This window comes from Pontibacter vulgaris, from assembly GCF_022758145.1.
GTDB classification, from domain to species: domain Bacteria; phylum Bacteroidota; class Bacteroidia; order Cytophagales; family Hymenobacteraceae; genus Pontibacter; species Pontibacter vulgaris.
Map to the genome: position 1 here is coordinate 662771 of NZ_JAJVDH010000002.1, position 21121 is coordinate 683891.

The window sequence follows — 21121 nt, forward strand, 5'->3', positions numbered from 1 at the left end:
CAATAGCTGGCCTTTGCTGTTTTTAAGGTTAATTAACCGTTAGCAGTAGGCTTCAAAAGCGCCCTGCAGGTTATCAACAATACGGTTAAGGTCATTGCCCTCAATGTGGTAACGCTCGATCATATGCACCAGTTCGCCATTTTTGAACAAGGCAATAGAAGGAGAAGACGGCGGGTAGGGCAGCATAAATTCACGTGCCTTAGCAACAGCATCCTGCTCCATGCCTGCAAAAACCGTAATCATTTTATCCGGTCTTTTATCTGATGATGCAACTGCCATTTTAAGAGCAGGGCGGGCCTTGGAGGCTGCACAACCACAAACAGAGTTGATAGCAACCAGTACAGTACCGTTGTTAGAAGAAAGTGCTTGCTCCACTTCTTCAGATGTCATTAATTGCTCAAATCCTGCAGAAGTAAGGTCTTCACGAATCGGGGCAACCATATATTCAGGATACATTCCCATAATAATCGGCTTTTTATTGTTGTAATATTTACTGATACAAAAATAGTAAATAATTCGCTACTAAGCTTGTATGAATTAATTCAAACAAAAATCCTACCGTACTGGTTTAGCATTAACTTGTTTTTTGGTTAACTATAATTAAATAGGATTATAGTTTGTTTGATGTGGTTGGTTTAAACCCATGTTTAACCTTAGGATTATAGTATAATGTTGCCGTTTGTTGCGTGTTTTAGTATAATTTTTAGTGATAGTTTAATTGAATAATATTTATACAATATTCATCAAATAGTTAAATTCGGGTGTTTTTATTAAACGTATTATAGGTTATACTTTTAAAAGGTTACTCTTGATTAAGTATAATGAAGTGATATTTTTTGAAGTATATAATTGACTTAATGTATAACTTTTGGTTTGTAACTTTTTCTGTGCGAGTTTTGTTGCCAGTATAACATTACACGTTTAGAGGCTGCCAGTAAAACAACATAATTTAGGTAGCAGATACAACGATTAACAGCTTTACGCGATGACTGAAGATTATCCTGATACTGTATTTTATTTTTATTTACCTACCCGTGAGGGCAGACCAGCAGAATTAATTCAAATTTTAAATAGCAACGATAACAACATCTGGGTACCCGAACGCGAACAGGATAATGAACTGACTGCATTTTATTCTAGGCAAATAACTCCCCAGGAAAAACTCTATTTCGGTGAAGAACAGATCTGGCGCATTTTTTCTTCGTGGGAAGAGCTGCAACAAGATCATAAAAAGTTTAGTGTTATCAATAAGGCTTTGGTAGGCCTGTTGAAATATAGAGAAATGTATCTTTTGCCAGAAGAGATGGCAGCTTAGCATAAACCAATTAGCGACAGGGTTTTCAGAAGATTCTGTTACAAGTATAAAAGCGGCAATTGCAAAATCTGATTTAGATGCAATTGTCGTTTTTTTATTTATCAAGCTTGAGTAAATTTACAAAATACTTTAAACCAAAGTGTTACAAACCAGTGATAGAGGAGTCGGCTAATGCAGTATAAGTATGTATACACAGTTCAGAAAGATTGGACAGAAGAAGATAATTTAGTTTTAGACAAAGCTGTGTCGTTTGCGAACGAATACAATAAAAGTGATTTCTTTCAGGCTGTCTGCCTGCTTATATTCGAAACGTTTGGGGTAGATTTTGTACTGATAGGCAGGATTTCGCAGGCTGGCTCTAATAAGGTGCAAGGCGTTGAATTAGCGCACAAGGGCAAGCTGCTTGGGCCACTGGAATATTGCCTCGATAATACACCTTGTGAAAATATAGTACGCTTTGGTTTCTGTTATTATCCTTTTGATGTGAAGCAGCTATTTCCGGACGATGTATACCTGCACAAGTTTGGGATAGAGAGCTACATGGGCACACCCCTCAACGATGCCGATAATAACATGATCGGCTTGATCTGTTTAATGCATTCGAGTACTATTGCGCAGGCAAATCTTATAGAAACATTCCTTACCATACTTTCGCCACGCATCGAAGAAGAGTTACAAAAAGTTCTGGCAGCCTAATTTCAGGAAAATTTATACTTCAGAATTTAACCAAACTAGCTATATAATTAGCTAAGTAAAGGCGTATCCTTTTCTTACTTCTCTTATTTAATACTTGATTATTTTCTTAGTAGTATAATTATCCCCGTACTTTACCTGGAGCAGGTATGCGCCCGGCTTGAGATTAATTAAGTTAAACTCTTTCAGAAGCATTTTAACGGGTTCTGAAGTAGCCAGCAGTAGTTTTTTACCTGTTATATCCGTTATTAAAATTTCTATTGCAGATGTTTCCGGAAGGTTTACTTGCACAGTTATGCTATTTGCCACCGGGTTTGGAAATACTGAAACAGATGGCGCTGAACTGCTAGTTGAGTTGTTAAGTGGCGGTGTTATGGAAAGAGGAGGTGCATCTGCAACTTCTGTATTGCGAATAAGGCATACCCAATCAAGCGAAATATCAGTTGGGGGAGGACCTATACTTTTATTGCCCGAACCAGTGATCTGCTGAATGCTACCACTCTGCAAATCGCCACCAGTACGCGGATTGTACCATTTGACTTCGTAAGTTGAGCTATCACTGCCGGAGTTTACATTCAGGGAGGTTGATCCGCCATCTGGTAAATAAATAGCATATACTTTTCCTGGAAGAGCCAGGCAATAATCGGTTGTACTTGAAGTAAGGCTGTCAGCGTTTTGCATCTGACTATAAGGCAGGTACTTTTTAAAAAACTCCAGCGCATAGCTTGTTAACTCCCACATATGGTTGCGGGAGCGCCAATCCTGGGTTGTTAAGTCACTATTCGGGTAATTATATCCAAAATACCATTCAGTACCACCTCCTCCGGCCATCAGGTTACCCCATAAAGCTGCCTTCCGTATTGCGTCATGCATATAATCTATAGTATCAGGTGCAACTCCTATGCTGGCAGGCCCTATTTCATCCAGATTAACCACCCATTTTCGTCCTTTTGAAGCAGAGTTGTTTACCCATTTTAATGTTTCGCGGTGTACGTCTGTTATACTGGAAATTTGTAGCGAGGCCCCATCTAAAGTGGGATAACCTAAGAGGGAAGTATAAACCACAGATCGTTGTGTGGGGAAAGTATGTATGCTAATGAAGCTTTTGTAAGGGTCCAATGATTTGATGTAATCAGCAAAAGCTTTCCGCTGGCTATCAGTGTTGGTGTTTTCTTCTCCTAAATTCCAGTTAATAGCTAAGTGATGGCCAAAGCGGGCAATTAATTCCCTGTAATAGAGTTTCCGCTGCTTCCCCAGTTCTCCGTTATCTAAAAGCTGGTCGTTTTCTCTTTCCTGCGTTACTACATGCAGCATTATTCCGAGCTTATCCATATGCGTAAAAACTACCTCCCATTGGTCTAGCTTAGATACATCAAACCGGTAGCGTTCAGTATGAGAAACCCAGGGCCATACATCTTTTCCATCTCCGTTAACATTCATGGTAAGAAAATATACAGCATTCATACCTTTAGAGGCCAGGTAGTTTAATGCCCCAATTATACCTTTCCCTTTCCCAACTCTCCAAACAGGGTCACTGCTCTTCCAATCATTGATATGTGGCAGGTATGTTTTGATGGTATTTTCTGTGCCTGAACTATAAGTACTGTCAAAATCTGAAAAGGCTAAAAAATTTTCAGGGCTATCTGCGCCTCCTTTCAGAAAGTATTCGCCGGTTTGTGCGAAGCGCAAATAATGTTCGCCTACATACTGTAACCGCCCTTTATACCTGAAGTCAGTGCCTGCTTTATCGCTGGGGCCAATAGTAAAGCTACCAGTAGCGCCATCAAAAGCTGCGGGGCTACCTGCATTAGCGCTGCTATCAACGGCAATACTGTTGCCAGTACGAAATGAAGCCGTATAATTCCAGATACCTTCTTCATCCGGAGAAAAGTGCACACGCCATTTATTTCCTGACGAAGCTCCTGATTCGCTGGCATTGCCATCTGCAGCATAATAACCCGGTACCTGTATTTGGCGGGTCCCATTGCTGAAAGTAACATTCAGGCGGTAATCTAAAAACGGGTTAGTAGAAGCAGATTCCTTGGTTACAGGGCCGGAGAAAGTAATCGTGATTTTATGCCATTTTTTTAACTCGCCGGTAACTACACTTTCCAAAGAGTTTGTTACTTTAAAATTTATACTTGATGCAATGCCTGCAGTGCCACCGCCATTGGGTGCTGAATAAGGAGTTGCCGTTAAGGTATAGTTTCCAATGGCCGGAGTCCAGGAGTTGTAGGAATCGCCGGAATCTCCAAATAAAGTATAAGGCGGGTGATTTTCTACTTGGCTGTGATTCTGAGTTCCGGTGAGCGTAAATACGACACTGCCTGTGGTAGCAGGGGCGGTATTGGCCTGTATGTTCAGGTTACCCGTAGGTAACGTGTCTAAACTAAAGGCCGAGTTATTGTTAAGTACCTGAATTGGATGTTTTGTATCAGTATTTATCAGGCTGAAACTTACTATCTGGTTAATTAAAGAATTGGAGGGTTTACTTGAAGCAGCTAAAGCTGTAGAATTAGCCTGCAAGCTCCCTGCAATGCTAAATAGTAGTATACAACACGCTTTTATGAATAATAGCTTGAATTTTAATGTAATACGCATTTTATATTTGTTGACAAACCTTTAGCGTATAGCCAGTCTTCTATCAGGCTGAGTGCTTTGAAGGTTTAAGAAATTGTAGAAGCAAATGCAGACGCACAAATCTTTCTTTGTGCTGGAGAAGTGGCAGCAGTATATAAACTACAAGTGGTGGTAACACGAATCTATAAGCCTACTGATCCGTTGGTTTAGGTTAGATATTAGCTTATACTTTCTAAGTACGAATTAGAAAAATTAGTGCTTGTGTTATATGTAATTATACTTAATGTTTTTTATTCAATTAGCCATTGGAACGCCTCAGCCCTGTTAGAGAAGTATCTGAATTGTAATGCTATAGAACTGGCAGTCCTGATTTCTTCGAATGAGGCACCTATCCGTACTTCCCGTTCGCTGTGTCCCGGTCCGATGCAGGCTATTTTCTCGATCATGGTGTGGAGCAACCCAACTGCTAGCTGGGTTAGTAAGGCTTTATACTCAGATTCTAAAAAGTCCTTTGTGTTTTCAGAAAAGTTAAGAAGAATGCGTTTAATGTTATGTTCTCTGGCGCTGGCTACAATTGCCATAAAGGCCTTTTTTACCTCCGCAGTGCTATAAGGCCTTTGCTCTTGCCACGCAGCATACAGCAGGTCCTGGGCTGCAGTATAAGTTAGCTCAATAAGATCGTCACTGTAGAGTTTCATGTCTAAAATAACTGCAGATGCTGAAAAGTGTTGCAATAATAGGTAAATACTTGGTTAAAATTGAATTTATATAAGTAGGCTTGTTTAATGTCGTATTCTTTATAGGTGGGTGTAAAGGGATGTTTTTCAAAAGTGTTTAGAAGTATTGTAAGCTTTTAGATGCCATTTTGCCAATGTTTCAAACAAAAAGAAAAATTATGTTCACATAGTTGTAACATAAGATAAAGTAGCCCGTAAAAGGAAATGGCTAAAAGTTGAAAAGTAAATTTCTCGTAAATAATCTTTTCAAAAATATCGGCGGGGCTCCTCATAAGGGAGCCTTTGCTGTTTATAGATAGGATTTATACTTACTCTAGCAACCAGTTAAATGCATCCTGGTGTTGCTGGAAACTTCTGAACTCTAGTGGCAGCTTCATTATAGCTTGCATGGTTTCATAAGTAGAGTCTACTATACTTTCGCGGTTGGAATCTAGAGTTGAAATACGTGCCACTTTTTCTATTGGCGTAGCAATAAGGTCTACTACCAACTGAGACATCACTATCTTATATTCTGCCTCTGTCATCTTGATAGAGCTTTTGGCAAAATCCAGCAAAATGTGCCTTGTGCCATGTTCTTGTGCGCAAGCAGCCAAGGCATTAAAGATGTGCTTTACATCTTCCTTTCCAAGTACCCAAAAGCCAAGCAACTCCATGCTCAAGACATCTGTGGGCCTGGTATAATGGAGCTTCATATACTTATCCTGATAAACTACCATCGCGATGCAATTGGTTAATAACAAGTAAGATACGATTTTTAGGGAATAAGTATCTTTATGAATAAAGTATTGTGGCAGTTGTAAAGGCGAGGGTAACCTTAATTGATATCAGTAATAAGTTACTTTTTTTGTAGCCAGTTCATAGCCTCCGGGTAAGAGCTAAAAGTACGTATTGTAAGTGTCTCTTTTGCTGATTCCTGTAGTTTCTGACCTTGCTTCTCCCTTTTTTTATCTGCTAAAGCAAGTCGTGCTACTTTACGAAGTTTGGTGGTTATAAGGTCTGCTCCGAATTTTGCTGCTAGAGCTTTATATTCTTCGTCGTTTTCTCCAATATCAAGTTGAGTGCCGCGTGAGTCGAAGAGCGCTTTTGTAATGTGGTAGTTATGGATATGTGAGATAATAATATCTAAGCACGACCGCACCTCAGGTAACGTAAACTGCGATACATTAGGCATTTCAGTTTCTAATATATCAGTAGCGGGGTCGTATTTCAGCGTAATTAATCCGGAGTATAAGATCATTGCTTTGTTTTAGTGCGTTAAAAGTTACGGCCATATTTCCTAAACAGTTCCGATGCCTTAATATCAAAAACTATAGATAATAAAAAAAAGCCTGTCTACTTTCGTAAACAGGCTTTTCGGTGGTCGCGAAGGGAGTCGAACCCCTAACCTTCTGATTCGTAGTCAGATGCTCTATCCAGTTGAGCTACGTGACCATTTTTCCGTTATGGTGATGCAAAGTAACGCCAATTTTTCTTACAACGCAACCCCTAAACACACATTTTTTTAATTTTTAGCGCTCGCTTTTTTCAAAGCTTTCTTCAGGGCACGGTCAAACACAAAGTATAAACCACCTATCGAAATGATTATCAGGCCGATCATAAGAAGTTTACCGCTTGTGCCGGTGTCAGGGTTCTGCAATAAATTTATGATATCATTTGCCTGCGTGCCTATCCAAAAAAAGAAAAGTGTACGCGGAAGCATACCCACTATACTTGCCACAAAGAATTTATTGCGTTGCACCTGCAACAACGACAGCACAAAGTTCATGAGAGCAAAAGGCAGCACCGGCGAAATACGGGTAAGAAAAATAAGACTCCAGCTTTGCTCGCGCAGTTCCTGCATCAGGTTTCGGGCTTTTTCAAAGCGGTTCAGGAAACTCATCATCTTGCCATGATCGATCAGTTGGGCTATACTATAGCCAACAAGCGCCGCAATGCCATAAGATACTACTACACCCGGAAAACCTGGCCAGCCCATGTAAAAGCCGCTAACTAATGCCACAAAGGTAGTAGGAGTAAGGGCCAGAGCCATCGTAAACGATACTGCCACAAAGTATAGCAGCATTTGCCACAGCTCCAGGTTTTGCAGCAGACCCTGGTATTGGTACAGGTAGTAAGCCAGCGTAGAACTTACTACCACCGGCACGGCCACCAGCAACACCATCGATACAAACGTAGAGGCATTCTGACGTATAAAGCCCTGCAGCAGTTGAAATTGCTTCATTTTATAGTATAAAGGCACGAATAATAGGGTGCCGACTTTTAAATATTTACTTAGTTACTTTACCTCCTATACTCGTAACAGGCATGGCAAGTATGTTTAATCCTGAAAAGTAAATTTACTAACTTGCAGCATACTGTTTATACTTAAACGATAGACTACATGAAATTCGGAACAAAAGCTATACATGCTGGCGTAGAGCCAGACCCAACAACAGGCGCCATCATGACGCCAATTTACCAGACCTCTACTTACGTGCAAAAATCTCCCGGCGACCATAAAGGCTATGAGTATTCGCGTACGCATAACCCAACCCGCACACAGCTGCAAAACGCACTGGCTGCCCTGGAGAATGGCAAACATGGTTTGTGCTTTTCATCAGGTATGGCCGCTATTGATGCTGCTATAAAATTGCTGGCTCCCGGCGACGAAGTGATTTCGACAAACGATTTGTATGGTGGCAGCTACCGCATCTTCACCAAGATCTTCCAGAACTATGGCATCAAGTTTCACTTTACCAACATGGCCGACCTGAGCAAGGTAGAGGAGCTGGTAAACGAGAACACCAAAATGATCTGGGTAGAAACGCCAACCAACCCACTGCTGAACATTATCGATATTAAAGGCTGCGCAGCCATCGCTAAAAAGCATAACCTTATACTTGTTGCCGATAATACTTTTGCTACGCCATACCTGCAGACTCCGCTTGATCTGGGTGCTGACATTGTAATGCACTCGCTTACCAAGTACATGGGTGGCCACTCTGATGTGGTAATGGGAGCGCTTATAGTTAAAGACGATGCCCTGGCCGAGCGACTGGCTTTTATTCAGAATGCGTGCGGTGGCACACCCGGCCCACAAGACTGCTTTTTGGTGCTGCGTGGTTTAAAAACATTGCACTTGCGCATGGAGCGCCATTGCCAGAACGGCCGCAAAATTGCCGAGTACCTGCGCAATCACCCGAAAGTAGACAAAGTATACTGGCCAGGTTTTGAAGACCACAACAACCACAATGTTGCTAAAGAACAGATGAATGATTTCGGTGGTATGATCTCGTTTGTGCTGAAAGGCGATAAGATAGAAGATGCTACCCGCACGCTGGAGCGCTTCCATTACTTTGCGCTGGCAGAATCGTTGGGTGGGGTAGAGTCACTTTGCGGACACCCGGCCTCTATGACGCATGCCAGCATTCCGCGCGAAGAGCGTATGAAAGCCGGCCTGAGCGATTCACTTATCCGCCTGAGCGTAGGAGTGGAAGATGCTGAAGACCTGATCTCGGATTTAGAACAAGCTATTGGATAGTTATTTCTAGACACAAGATTTAAGACTTCTGTGTTGAGTCAGAAAGGCCGCCAGCTTAATAGTTGGCGGCCTTTTTTGTTTGTCTGAATCAGGGTTTATAAAATTTTAGGATGGACAGGATTAGAAATTAATTCAATAATGCTGCAAGCGAAGCTACTCGCAGCATGAGTATAAAGTGACGAGCAGTAGCTATTATAGCTCTAAATTCCTTAAATTAACTAACTCTCTAACTCCTAAACTATGAAAGTCCTTTTCCGGGAGCAACAACGGTTTAAGCAAGTATGGCTTTGGGTAGTTATACTTGGCGTAGCAGCTATGTCTTGGGCGGGCTTTATCTACAAAGTTATACTTGGTGGCGATCTTGGCAGCAGGTCGGCTTCTGCAATACAATTAGCTGTTATGGCTGGGCTATTGGGGGTAGGGCTGCCGCTGTTTTTTTATAGTATGAAGTTAACTACCAAAGTATACCCGGGGCTGCTTACTGTACAGTTTTCGCCTTTCCACCTGAAAGCTATGAAAATTCCGCTGCACGAGCTCCGCAATTACGAATCTGTTACCTATAACCCTATACTAGATTACGGTGGCTGGGGCATACGCTGGTCGTTTAACGGAAAAGCTTATAACACATCAGGCAACAAGGGTGTGCAATTATACTTTTACAACAAAAAGCCTTTGCTAATTGGCTCGCAACGCCCGCAACAACTTTTGGAGGCTATCCGGAAAGCGAAGGAAATAAAGCGAACGGATGTTTAGTGGCTCCAATTTGTAAATCATCAGTCATAAAAAAGCCGCTGCCCGGGTTAAGAGCAGCGGCTTTTATGTTTATAATTTGCCTGGACTATTTTTTAGCCTGGATACCGATGATCTTGTAAACTTCAGTTAAGTCCGGAGTTAAGATGATCTCGGTACGACGGTTCTTTGATTTGGCAGTAGCTGTACGTCCTGTATCAGCTGGCTGATAGTAAGCGCGGCCTGCAGGAGTTACTCTGTCAGGAGATAAGCCTTTCTGCGTTAACAGACGTGTGATCTCAGTTGCACGTAACACGCTCAGATCCCAGTTGTCAGCAATTTTCTTAGTGCCTGGAAGAACTTCAACATCATCTGTATGGCCTTCTACCATTACACCAACTTCCTGGTTTTTCTTTAATACGCTTACCAGTTGGTCAAGCGCTTTCTGGCCACCAGCGTTTACTTTAGTGCTACCAGTTGCAAATAATAATTTATCAGACATAGAAACATATACTTTGCCATCTCTGATATCAACGCTAAGATCGCCCTGGTTAAAGCCCTGCAATGATGCATTTAAATCATTTTTCAAATTATCTAATGCCTTCTGCTGCTCGTTCATAGCACGCTCCATTTCGGCAAGTTTCTGCTCGCGCTCTTTCAGGCTGGCAGATAATTCGTCTACTTTTTGGCGGTTAGCCGCCTGCTCTGCTTCCAGGGCTGCTTTGCTTGCTTTCAGGTCATCATACTTCTTAGATGATACACAAGAAGACATCAGGCTGACGCACAGCAACAGAGAAAACGATGCTTTGAAGAAATTAAATTTCATGTGTTTTACTTGTTATGTTGTTAATAAAAGTGAAAAACTATGGTTGCAAATATGGTAAAAGATCGGGTTCCAAACTATTAAAAAAGACGTTAATCTGGCTTTAATACTTTCAAGTTGGTTATAAAACGCAACTTTGTTTGAAATATTATATAAATACTATATATGTTTCAGTGGAGGCACTAAAGGCATAAGTATAAGTTGTTTATACTTTATTGCAGGCAAGTATAAACCCAGCATAATTACCGATTATAAGCTATAATGTATAGGTAAAACTGTCTGTTGAAGTATACATTACCTAATCAATCAGGTCTTGTTCTTTCAGCCAGTCAAAGATCAGTACATCAGTTTGCGAAGACTTGAAGCGATCTGCATAGGTAAGCCAGACTACTTCTTCTATCTCGGAGCTGGCAGTAATTGTACCTTCAAATAAACCGGTGTAGCAGGTCATCTTTACCTCAATGCCTGTTGCATGCCCGTGTGCCTGCGCCTGAAACGTGCCCAGGTATTTTAGTGAATCTGCTCGGAGGGTTATCGTTAATTCTTCCTGTATTTCCCTGATCAGGGCTTGATGGTCTGTTTCGCCTGTTTCTCGTTTGCCACCGGGTATGTAGTAAACATCTTTGCCTTGGCTGCGGGTGCTCAGTACTTTCCTGCTTTGGATCTCTATCCAGGCTAGTTTATCAATCAGCTTCATGAGGCAAAGTTAGTGCGGCAAGTATAGTTTGCAAATGGCGGCAAAGAGGGAGGGTTATAGCAGCATAAAATATACTCTGAATAGCAGCAGGTATAAATGAGCGCCAGAAGCGGTGGCATGAAGTATAAAACCAAAAGCGCCAGCTATACTTTAGCAGGCGCTTCGTCAGTATGTATAAAGTAGCAGCTTTTATACTTTAGCAGGTTATTCTTCTTCCTCCTGAATCCATTCCAAAGCGGTTGTTCTTTGTATGGGCTCAAAGTATTTTACTTTGGCGGTGGTAAACGGGGTAGCCATAACGGTGAGCCAGTCCAGCCACTTTTTGTCGCCCACAATGGCCGCTTTTTTAAAGTCGCCGGCATGCCTGAAATCAAATTTTATATCATCCCAGAGTGCCTGCAACGATATGTCCTCAACGCCCTGCACTTCGGCGTATATGTTGATCTTGCCATACTGTTTTATCTTTTCTTCCAGCAGCGGCAGCATTACATCATAGTCACGTTTATCTACCTGGCCAGTAAGCTGAAAAGCAACCAGGTCTCCTTTCGATTCTTCTAACAACTGCAACATAAGTTTATAGTTTAAGCATGTGGTTGAACCGGTATTTCTATAGTAGCAAGTATAGTGGTTCAGCTATCTAACGCTCTATACGTTGCAATTCGCGTGTAAGCACTTCCTGTAGTTTCATTTCCTGGCCATCATCCTGCCTGATAATATAATATTCACCCGTCATAGACGATTTTGTTGCCAGGTATTTTATAAAATCTTCTGCCGTTTTTATTTTGGAACCATGATTTTTACGCTTCATCTGCAAGTGCTCGGCCGCCTCAGCCGGAATATGCTCTGAACCATTTCGTACCAGCTTGCAGTTTTTCATATTTTTAACAAATGCAATCAGGCGGTCTATCTTCTCCTCTTCTGATATAGTTGTTGTGCTGGTGGCAGCAGTTGAATCTTTATTTGTTTGTGAATGAGCAGCCTGCGCTACTAACAGGCAGGCAGTAACAGCCAGCCCTAACATTGCTTTCTTAAACATGGTAAGCTATTCTTTTGATATATTTTGAACTAGAAATACAGCGTGTATATTTGCATAATAACATACTTATAATCAATCTACAACGTTCAGGTATTTTAACCGCCTGTACTTGTTTTGCTCCTAAAGCTGAAAAAACTCCCCATAGTGCATGAGAAAAATACTTTACGCATTCATACTGTTGCTGTTGTGCCAGCAGGCTGTAGCACAGGAAAATATTGAAACCCGCCTTGGTTATAGTTACAACGATAAATATGAGTTTTCGGACGAGTGGCAATATCTTTCTACAGATTTATACCTGTTTAATGGTACCAAATTTACGCGTGTACTAAATGAGCTGGAGAAAGGGCCACGTAAAGAAAAAAAGCGTTACAGAAATGAACTGGAATACCTTTTTATAACAGCACAGCTTAAAAACCTGAAGCTCTTCGGTAACGACGAAATTGTATACCCGCTTTATAATTTCTCTGTCGGCACAGATAAAAAGACTTATACCACACAGGTAAGCGACCACCAAGAGGTAGTGCGCATTATAGATAAATTACCGATTTCTTCTGCCGGGTTAGGTATAGATGCCAGCATACAGGCCAAAGCCATAACAAACGACGATACAGAGCAGATTTTTGGGCTAGTGGCCAGCCAGTTGGTTAATATTTCTAAAATGGCTACACCAACCGGGGCAGTATTATCTTTAGTAGGGGAGTTTGGTAACCTGCTAAGCTCACGCACCAAGCGCAAAGAGTATAAATTTAACTCCACTATCAGGCTGTATGAAGGCCAGGATTTCGACACGCGCCTGCATTCAGTAAAGGTTTATGTGTTTGTGCCGGGCGAGGTTAAAACGGTAAACATCAAATCTGTTAAGCTTGCCGATTATCTTTCTAAAAACCCGAATAAACTGGATCGGAGGCAGCTGGAAGAGATGATCGGTTATAAGGATTATCCCTATATGGTGGTGGCCAACTATAAATCGCTTTACAAGATGGATGTGTTGACAGGCGATGAAGTTACACTGGATCTGATAGAAAAGCGCAAGCAGAAAATTGAAAATGCGCATAACGCCGGCCTGGTTAACGATGAGACTTATCGCCACGAAAAGTTATTTGTAGAGTACCTGCGCGTTTTTGCCGAGATGAAGCAGAACCTGAACACCTATCGCCTGAATTACCGCAACAACAGCCCTGAAATAAATGCCAAAAACCTGTTCGGCATAGTGCAGGAGTATAAACGCCTGAAAGGTACGATGGATGCCCGTGAGAAAGAATTTGCTAAGAACAGCACATATCAGAATGTATTCAGGGAGGAGTACCAGGCTATACTTTCCAATGCAGATTTATACCTGGAAGCCGACCATAACCTTAAGAGCGGAAAAGTGTTGGTAAATACGTTACGCGAATTAGAAAACGACCAGAAAGCGGGCAGCACCCCTACACAACGGGAGGCGGCACTGGCAAAGCTTTATGCCATAGAATTGCCAAAATCAGAATTTTTGTCAGCATCGGTAGAGGGCGAAGCAATTATGCGCTTGATTAAAAAGCTGGAAGACCAGCAGTATGCCGAAGTTTTTGCCCAGGATATACAGAAACTGAATGAAGTTGCAGCTAACGATGAAACTATAGCCCAGCGCAACAGTGTGCAGGAAAAAGCTGCAGCCAGCAAATGCCTTACTTGCCGCGATAAAGTACGCGATGCCGTAACAGAGTATAACAAGCGCTACGAGGTTTTTAAACTTAAACAGGCACTTAAGAAGAAAGAAGAGTTGAACCTGGCTGCAGAGCAAACCGTGTTAAAGTATTTGAAAGAGCAGCTTTGCATCGAAAGTAACCTGAAAACAGTGGCCTCTACTAACGAGGGGCTGGATGCTTACATGAGCCGCATGCACGAAAAGAATAAGGAATTCGCTAGTAATATAAAGACATTAGACCAATTGAATAAGATTGAGATTGCCGATCCCAAGCTACAGAAGGTACAGGAGTATAATGCCCGCCTGCAGCATCAGATACAGGAAGTAGAAACCAATTTCCAGACAATTGTAACATTAGATAAAAGCCTCTGTAATTGCCCTGAGCCAGGTGGGGCGCCCATTAAAAGTGCAGGCGAATAACTTGCTTTGTGGGTACAAAAAAGAGGCCTCTTCCGCATCAGCAGAAGAGGCCTCTTTCTATATATACTTTAGCTTACGCTAACTGAGCATCAAGTTTAGAAGCAAGCGCGTTTTTCGGAACTGCACCAACTTGTTTGTCTACTACTTGGCCATTCTTGAAAACTAGAAGTGTCGGAATGCTGCGGATACCGAACTTAGCAGAAGTTTGTGGGTTAGCGTCAACGTCTACTTTACCGATAACGGCTTTGCCTTCGTACTCGCCGGCCAGCTCTTCCACGATCGGGCCTACCATGCGGCAAGGGCCGCACCACTCTGCCCAAAAGTCTACCAGCACTGGTTTATCTGAATTGATGATCTCATCAAAGTTTGCGTCTGTAATTTCTATTGCTTTGTTAGCCATAACTTTAGCGTTTTGTTGGTTAAATTCTGTGTTTTAAATATAGTAACATTTTATAGCTTGTCAAATTTAAGCCCAAACTGCACATGCCTGACAAGCTGTCCTGTTTACAAACAGTCTTTGCTGCAAATTTAGAACTTATACATACGTCCTTCGCAGCGGAAGGTATATTTATTTGTATAAACAAATGTTGTGGGATTTAGTTTCATGAGATAGGGACGTGAGTAAAAAGGAGTGCTACCATTAGCAGGAAAATTTAATATCGGTGCAAAAGAGATTTACTTGGATTGATATATAATCAAATTTATAACTGCTTTTCAGGTGAATATTTATAATGCAACTTGATACTTTAGTATAGAATCTATTAATTACTATATTGCTAAAATAGATATTGCATAAATATTAATCATTCTGTATGAAGAGTAAATTTTATTCCTTTTTACTATTATTTTTTGTATTAACAGCAACTGCCAGTTATGCACAAACAATAAGCCAAACCAAGGCTTATATAATTGATAAAATCATAGTTAACCCTTGGGACTCCCAAGTAATGGAAGCAGTATTCCTAGATAAGTTAACAATTGATCAATCGAAACAACTGACAGGAAAGATATTGGAAGAAGATGAAAAGGAAAGGATTTTAAGTAATAATCAAATTGTAGAGGATTTAGGCAAGCAAATCTTTGCTGTAATGTATTCTTTTGATGTTAAAGGAATAAATTCTGTAACACTAAGTTCACAAATACATCCTAAGACTGGAGAGAAGTTAAACTCCTTAATCATTAGTATTAATGAAAGTTACTTAAGTGTGACAAAACACAAAGTGTTTGGAGGTGGGAACACTTATGATAGGAGAGATACTATAGAAATTCCATTAAAATTAAACGAAGCCGAATTAAAATTATTAAAAAAAGCTTTTCTTCATCTTTGTAAACTCTATGGAGGTAATCCAATAAAAGAAGATTTGTTTTAAATTATATGTTAAGAAAAAAGCGAATGGGTTGTGCTAGAGACAAGCCACTCGCTTTTTTTATAACATATTACCAGAACTGAAGCGGATTTCCTAATCCGCGTTAACAGGAAGAAGGGGATTAGGGAATCCCCACCAGAAAGCTTTCGGACTAGGAAGTCCGAAAGAGCAAAAAAGGTACGCTACCTAAGCAGCACACCTTTTATACTTTAAGTAAAGAGCAGATTCATCTCCTCATTTCCGAATCTCCAAATCAACTACAACAGCTTACACTCACCCAGTCCCAAATCTTTTATTGAGTTTAGAAACAACTTCGGATCTACTCTATACTTTCTTGAATATGTTGGCAGGGCCAGTTTTTCATCCGGCACATGCAACGTTATCTCCAGGCGTTTCTGGCCGGCACTGGCAACTATAGCTTCTTCCAAGGCTTCGGCGACATTTGGTGTGAAGTGCTGCAGGTTGATATTAACCTGAACGCCTTGCGCCATCTTATCCATCACATCGCCCAGGAGCTGGATGTTAACAGGCTTCAACTCCCACTGGTCTTCGGTCTTATAACGCAGCTGTACTTTACCTCGGATGAACAAGTATAAACCGGTCTTCAGGTAAGGCGAGAACTTCACGTAATCTTCCCCGAACAGCGCCATCTGCATTGTAGAATCATAATCTTCGATAGAGAACAGCGCAAACGGGTTACCATTCTTAGCCGTACGGATTACTACCTCCGATACCATACCCGCCACGTTGATGTCTTTGTTCTTATGGTTTGCAATATCAGCTAAGGCCGAAGTACAGTAAGAATCAATTTCCAGCTTAAACTGATCCAACGGATGACCAGAAATGTAGAAACCTACTACTTCTTTCTCGCGACGCAGCATTTCAGCCTGGGTCCATGGTTGTACTTCTGGTATCTTCGGCATAGGGGCGGCTACGGCAGCACTACCTCCAAACAACGACTGTTGCGCCGCCTGTAGTTCTGCCTGGTAGTTGTTGCCGTAACGAACCGCTTTTTCCAGTAAGCTGATGTTTTCACCTTCCGGTATATCCATTAACTGGGCACGGTGGTACAAGCCAAACGAATCGAAAGCACCGGCCAAGGCCATGCTTTCAAAGGTCTTCTTGTTCACGGCACGCAGGTTCACACGCTTCGAGAAGTCAAAAATATCCTGGTACATGCCGTTCTTTTCTCTTTCCGATATGATGGCATCTACCGCAGCCTCACCTGTTCCTTTTATCGCAGCCAGACCAAAACGAATGTGGCCCTGCTCGTTCACGTTGAACTTAAGCAACGATTCGTTCACGTCCGGACCTAATACCGGTACACCCTGCTTGCGGGCTTCCTCGATAAAGAACGTCACCTTCTTGATGTCGTTCATGTTGTTGGTAAGCACCGCTGCCATGTACTCGGCAGGGTAGTGGGCCTTTAGGTACCCGGTCTGGTACGCAACTACAGAGTAAGCAGCAGAGTGCGAGCGGTTAAAGCCGTACTGAGCGAATTTCTCCATCACATCGAACACCTCCGAAGCTTTTTTCGCCGGAATGTTGTTGATCTCGGCGGCTCCTTTGATGAACTTCTCACGCTCCTCGGCCATCTTTTTCATGTCCTTCTTACCCATAGCGCGGCGCAGCAAGTCGGCACCACCCAGTGAGTAACCGGCCAGAATCTGGGCCGTCTGCATGATCTGCTCCTGGTATACCATGATCCCGTAGGAGTAGTTCAGGATCGGCTCCAACAGCTCGTGCGGGTATTCTACTTCCTCTTTACCATGCTTACGGTTAATGAAGTTCGGGATGAACTGCATCGGGCCCGGACGGTAAAGGGCGTTCATGGCAATTAGGTCTTCAATGTTGGTAGGCTGCAGGTCTTTTAAGTACATGCGCATACCTTCCGACTCGAACTGGAACGTACCAATGGTATCACCGCGCTGGTAAAGCTGGTAGGTCTTTTCGTCGTCAATCGGGATGTTATCTATGTCAATCTCAACGCCATGGTTTTTCTTGATGAGCTCCATGGCATCTTTAATGATGGTTAGGGTTTTTAAGCCCAGAAAGTCCATTTTCAGCATGCCAGCACTCTCGATCACTTTACCATCAAACTGCGTTACCAGCAGGTCGGCATCTTTAGAAGTAGAAACCGGGATGTAGTTGGTAATATCGTCCGGGGCGATGATAACACCTGCCGCGTGTATACCGGTGTTTCGAACAGAACCTTCCAGCTTTTCGGCCAGCTTTAGTACGGCAGCACGAGCGTCGCTACCCTCACGGATGGCAGCCAGCTCCAGGTTCTCCATAAAGGCTTTCGCCAGCGTGGTGCCAGGTGTTTCCGGTACCATTTTCGCCAGTTCGTTTGCCTCGGCAAGCGGCAGGGAAGTAGCGCGGGCTACGTCTTTGATCGATGATTTAGCCGCCATCGTACCGAAGGTAATGATCTGGGCTACCTGCGTTTTGCCATACTTATCCACCACGTAATCGATCACGCGCTGGCGGTTCACGTCGTCAAAGTCAATATCAATATCGGGCATGGATACACGCTCCGGGTTCAGGAATCGCTCGAACAGCAGGTTATACTTTATCGGGTCGATGTTAGTGATACCGATACAGTACGCTACAGCCGAACCCGCCGCCGAACCACGACCAGGGCCTACAAACACGCCCATGTCGCGACCTTTGTTAATAAAGTCCTGCACGATAAGGAAGTAACCAGCAAAACCCATGGTCTTGACAACGTGCAGTTCAAAATCGAGGCGCTCAGTTATCTCTGGTGTAATCTCAGAATATCTTTTTGCAGCTCCCTCATAAGTCAGGTGGCGCAGAAAATCGTCAGCATCAGCGTGCTGCGGCGGAATAGGGAAGTTGGGCAGCAGGATATCGCGCTTCAGCACGGGTGGCGTTATCTTGTCTACAATCTCGTTGGTATTATCTACAGCTTCCGGCACGTCCTTGAACAACTGGTTCATCTCGGCCTGCGTCTTGAAATAGAACTGGTCGTTCGGGAAACCGAAACGAGTTTTTGGGCCAGCCTCATCAATGCGCTGCAACATCTGGCGGATATTGGCACTGCTGCTATACTTGTTACGAACGTTATCTACGGTATCGTAAATCACCTTCTGGTCATCTGTCAGGAAACGGTAATAACGCGTCTGAAAATCGCCAACCGGGGTAGATTGGTCCTCGCCAGTATTCACGCACAGCAGAATGTCGTGCGCGTTCCAGTCGTCCTGGTCCACGTAATGCGAATCGTTGGTGCAGATCACCTTCACATTATACTTCTTGGCCCACTTCAGCAGCACCTGGTTTATATCTTCCTGGCTTTTGCCGGTGCCATCTATGTTCTGCAGGCCGTGGCGCTGTATCTCGATGTAATAATCTTCGCCGAAAACGTCGAGCCACCACTTAAATATCTCTTCTGCTTCTTCTTCGCTTTTCCAAAGTATAGCCTGTGGTACCTCGGCACCAATACAGCAGCTTGTAGCAATAAGTCCTTTGCTATACTTTAAAAGCAGTTCTTTATCAATACGCGGCCACTTGCTGTACACACCCTCAATGTAAGACAGCGAGCAAAGCTTAGCCAGGTTCTGATAACCCTCCTGGTCTTTTGCCAGCAGCAACTGGTGGTGGCGCACATCTTTCTGCTCTTTGGTAAAGGTTTTCAGGTGGCGGTCTGTAACCAGGTAAAACTCGCAGCCCACGATCGGTTTCACGTTATACTTGTTGGCCTCGTTTACGAAGTTGAAGGCGGCAAACATGTTTCCGTGGTCGGTCATGGCTACGGCGGGCATACCATCGGCCTGCGCTTTTTTCATAAGCGCGCTAATGCTGGCCTGGCCGTCGAGCAGCGAGTACTGTGTATGGGTGTGTAAATGCGAAAAAACTGGCATTTGAGGGAATTACGAATTACGAGTTAAGAATTACGAATGACTTCTGTATAAGAGAAAATCTATACTTGAGAATCATTTCGGGATGTTAAAATTACGCAAAATCGGGCGGCCGCCCAAACTATAAAGCGGCTTATGGGGCAACAAAATTTATACTTGAAATGTGCCGTTTTGTACAAGCTTTTCTATCAATCAACTATAACTTAGCAGGCAAGCTTGCACGTAAGAGAGAAGCTGCAGGTATAGGTATGGCACAGGAAAACGAAAGTAAAATAGGAGGAATGTTCAGGGCCTTGCGTTATCGCAACTACAGGCTCTTTTTTATAGGGCAGGGCATTTCTCTTATCGGTACCTGGATGCAGCAGATAGCACTTAGTTGGCTCGTATATCGCCTGACTGATTCGGTTTTCCTACTCGGCGCTGTTACTTTTTCCAGCCAGATTCCTTCATTCATACTTGGTCCGTTTGCCGGTGTTATCGCCGATAAATTTGACAGGAGGAAGGTGCTGGTCGTAACGCAGGTGCTTTCTATGTTACAGGCCTCTACACTGGCTGCTCTGGTGCTGACAGACTCTATCCAGATATGGCATGTGCTTATGCTGAGCGCGCTGCTCGGAACTATAAATGCGTTTGATATTGCCACTAGGCAGGCTTTTGTGGTACAGATGGTGGACCAACGCGAAGACCTCAGCAATGCCATTGCACTCAATTCCTCTATGTTTAATATGGCGCGGCTCGTCGGGCCATCCATTGCCGGTTTGCTGATTGCGGCAGTTGGCGAAGGTATCTGTATACTGATCAATGCAGTAAGTTATATTGCTGTCATTGCCTCGCTGTTGCTGATGCCGCTAAAACCATTTGTACGGGAGAAGAAAGAGCACAAAGTATGGCAGTCGTTGCAGGAAGGTTTTGCCTATAGTTACAATTTCGCTCCGATAAAGGCGCTTATACTTATCGTGGGTTTGATCAGCTTGTTCGGGATGCCGTTTAGTGTGCTGCTGCCGGTTTTTGCCCGTGATATTCTGCATGGTGGTGCTAATACATTGGGTTTCCTGATGGGAGCTTCGGGAGTGGGAGCATTAGCCGGAGCCTTGTTCCTGGCACAACGGAAGTCAGTGGTTGGGCTGGGCAAAGTGATTGTGTTTACTATGCTGCTTTTTGGCTTTGCGCTGATCGCCTTCTCTTTCTCTAAAGTGTTGGTTATCTCGCTGCTGCTGATGTTGTTTACCGGTTTCGGGATGATAGTGACGATGGCTTCGTGCAATACGCTGCTGCAAACTATTGTGGAAGACGACAAGCGTGGCCGCGTGATGAGTTTGTATGCAACGGCATTTATGGGAATGGCGCCTATCGGAAGTATGCTGGCCGGTGCGGTTGCCGAGATAATTGGGGTGAGTTATACTTTGGCTGGTTGCGGTTTGCTTTGCGCTATCAGTATCATTCCGTTTGCCTTAAATCTGAGCCGCCTGCAGGAGATGGTGCAACCGATTTACATGCGCCTGGGCATTGTGCCAACTATAGCTACTGGCCTGCAAACGGCCTCAAACTTAACTGCACCGCCGGAGGAAAAGTAGCAATAAAAGACACAGGGATATTAGACATAAGATACAAGACTGAAATTACTGTAAACAAAAAGGCCAGCACT

Annotated in this window: 18 protein-coding genes, 1 tRNA gene and 1 pseudogene; 7 read left to right on the top strand and 13 right to left on the bottom strand. The window is 43.1% G+C overall.

The window, feature by feature from the left end; genetic code table 11:
• Window positions 1-39 precede the first annotated feature (39 nt).
• A complete protein-coding gene (locus tag LWP20_RS04045) occupies window positions 40-456 on the bottom strand; it encodes a BrxA/BrxB family bacilliredoxin (RefSeq protein WP_302467595.1) in 417 nt (138 codons plus the stop codon).
• A 529-nt stretch (window positions 457-985) separates the two neighbouring features.
• Here LWP20_RS04045 and LWP20_RS04050 point away from each other — a divergent pair.
• The gene (locus tag LWP20_RS04050) at window positions 986-1315 is read left to right on the top strand and encodes a hypothetical protein (RefSeq protein ID WP_242926825.1); all 330 of its coding nucleotides are present in this window, start codon (window positions 986-988) and stop codon (window positions 1313-1315) included.
• Window positions 1316-1486: 171 nt separating this feature from the next.
• The gene (locus LWP20_RS04055; protein WP_242926826.1) at window positions 1487-2011 is read left to right on the top strand and encodes a GAF domain-containing protein; all 525 of its coding nucleotides are present in this window, start codon (window positions 1487-1489) and stop codon (window positions 2009-2011) included.
• Window positions 2012-2098: 87 nt separating this feature from the next.
• On the opposite strand, the gene LWP20_RS04060 is transcribed toward LWP20_RS04055, so the two are convergent.
• From LWP20_RS04060 to LWP20_RS04085, 6 genes are all read right to left on the bottom strand, one after another.
• Window positions 2099-4534: a DUF5060 domain-containing protein gene (locus LWP20_RS04060; RefSeq protein ID WP_242926827.1), complete on the bottom strand. Its 2436-nt coding sequence runs from the start codon at window positions 4532-4534 to the stop codon at window positions 2099-2101.
• Window positions 4535-4878: 344 nt separating this feature from the next.
• The gene (locus LWP20_RS04065; protein ID WP_242926828.1) at window positions 4879-5286 is read right to left on the bottom strand and encodes a hypothetical protein; all 408 of its coding nucleotides are present in this window, start codon (window positions 5284-5286) and stop codon (window positions 4879-4881) included.
• Between the two features lie 347 nt (window positions 5287-5633).
• Window positions 5634-6017, bottom strand: a complete 384-nt coding sequence (locus LWP20_RS04070) for a hypothetical protein (RefSeq protein ID WP_242926829.1) — start codon at window positions 6015-6017, stop codon at window positions 5634-5636.
• A gap of 143 nt (window positions 6018-6160) precedes the next feature.
• Complete coding sequence (locus LWP20_RS04075) at window positions 6161-6562, bottom strand: hypothetical protein (RefSeq protein ID WP_242926830.1); 402 nt, start codon at window positions 6560-6562, stop codon at window positions 6161-6163.
• Window positions 6563-6682: 120 nt separating this feature from the next.
• Window positions 6683-6756: transfer RNA gene (locus LWP20_RS04080), tRNA-Arg, on the bottom strand.
• A gap of 70 nt (window positions 6757-6826) precedes the next feature.
• A complete protein-coding gene (locus LWP20_RS04085; protein ID WP_242926831.1) occupies window positions 6827-7546 on the bottom strand; it encodes a TVP38/TMEM64 family protein in 720 nt (239 codons plus the stop codon).
• A gap of 159 nt (window positions 7547-7705) precedes the next feature.
• Here LWP20_RS04085 and LWP20_RS04090 point away from each other — a divergent pair, with 159 nt between their 5' ends.
• Both LWP20_RS04090 and LWP20_RS04095 read left to right on the top strand, forming a co-directional pair.
• Window positions 7706-8845: a cystathionine gamma-synthase gene (locus tag LWP20_RS04090; protein WP_242926832.1), complete on the top strand. Its 1140-nt coding sequence runs from the start codon at window positions 7706-7708 to the stop codon at window positions 8843-8845.
• Window positions 8846-9085: 240 nt separating this feature from the next.
• The gene (locus tag LWP20_RS04095; RefSeq protein ID WP_242926833.1) at window positions 9086-9598 is read left to right on the top strand and encodes a DUF6141 family protein; all 513 of its coding nucleotides are present in this window, start codon (window positions 9086-9088) and stop codon (window positions 9596-9598) included.
• Window positions 9599-9683: 85 nt separating this feature from the next.
• Here the strand turns inward: LWP20_RS04095 and LWP20_RS04100 are convergent, their stop codons facing one another.
• From LWP20_RS04100 to LWP20_RS04115, 4 genes are all read right to left on the bottom strand, one after another.
• Entirely contained in the window at window positions 9684-10400 is a 717-nt protein-coding gene (locus LWP20_RS04100) for an OmpA/MotB family protein (RefSeq protein WP_242926834.1), read from the bottom strand.
• A gap of 295 nt (window positions 10401-10695) precedes the next feature.
• A complete protein-coding gene (locus tag LWP20_RS04105; RefSeq protein WP_242926835.1) occupies window positions 10696-11094 on the bottom strand; it encodes an NUDIX hydrolase in 399 nt (132 codons plus the stop codon).
• Between the two features lie 204 nt (window positions 11095-11298).
• Window positions 11299-11664 (bottom strand): SpoIIAA family protein, encoded by a 366-nt coding sequence (locus LWP20_RS04110; RefSeq protein WP_242926836.1) that lies wholly within the window; start codon window positions 11662-11664, stop codon window positions 11299-11301.
• Between the two features lie 67 nt (window positions 11665-11731).
• Window positions 11732-12130: a DUF5329 family protein gene (locus LWP20_RS04115; RefSeq protein ID WP_242926837.1), complete on the bottom strand. Its 399-nt coding sequence runs from the start codon at window positions 12128-12130 to the stop codon at window positions 11732-11734.
• A 148-nt stretch (window positions 12131-12278) separates the two neighbouring features.
• On the opposite strand from LWP20_RS04115, the gene LWP20_RS04120 reads away from it, so the two are divergent.
• Window positions 12279-14231 carry a sbcc family protein gene (locus LWP20_RS04120; RefSeq protein WP_242926838.1) on the top strand — a complete coding sequence of 651 codons (1953 nt, stop codon included), beginning with the start codon at window positions 12279-12281 and terminating at the stop codon, window positions 14229-14231.
• 73 nt (window positions 14232-14304) lie between these two features.
• On the opposite strand, the pseudogene trxA reads toward LWP20_RS04120, so the two are convergent.
• Window positions 14305-14634 (bottom strand): annotated as a pseudogene (gene trxA / locus LWP20_RS04125) (thioredoxin); the annotation flags it as partial.
• 409 nt (window positions 14635-15043) lie between these two features.
• On the opposite strand from trxA, the gene LWP20_RS04130 reads away from it, so the two are divergent.
• On the top strand, window positions 15044-15601 hold the full coding sequence (locus LWP20_RS04130; protein ID WP_242926840.1) for a hypothetical protein: 558 nt from the start codon (window positions 15044-15046) through the stop codon (window positions 15599-15601).
• A 254-nt stretch (window positions 15602-15855) separates the two neighbouring features.
• Here LWP20_RS04130 and dnaE read toward each other — a convergent pair whose 3' ends face one another.
• Window positions 15856-19479, bottom strand: a complete 3624-nt coding sequence (dnaE, locus tag LWP20_RS04135; protein WP_242926841.1) for a DNA polymerase III subunit alpha — start codon at window positions 19477-19479, stop codon at window positions 15856-15858.
• A gap of 158 nt (window positions 19480-19637) precedes the next feature.
• Here dnaE and LWP20_RS04140 point away from each other — a divergent pair, with 158 nt between their 5' ends.
• Entirely contained in the window at window positions 19638-21050 is a 1413-nt protein-coding gene (locus tag LWP20_RS04140) for an MFS transporter (protein WP_242926842.1), read from the top strand.
• Window positions 21051-21121: the final 71 nt, after the last annotated feature.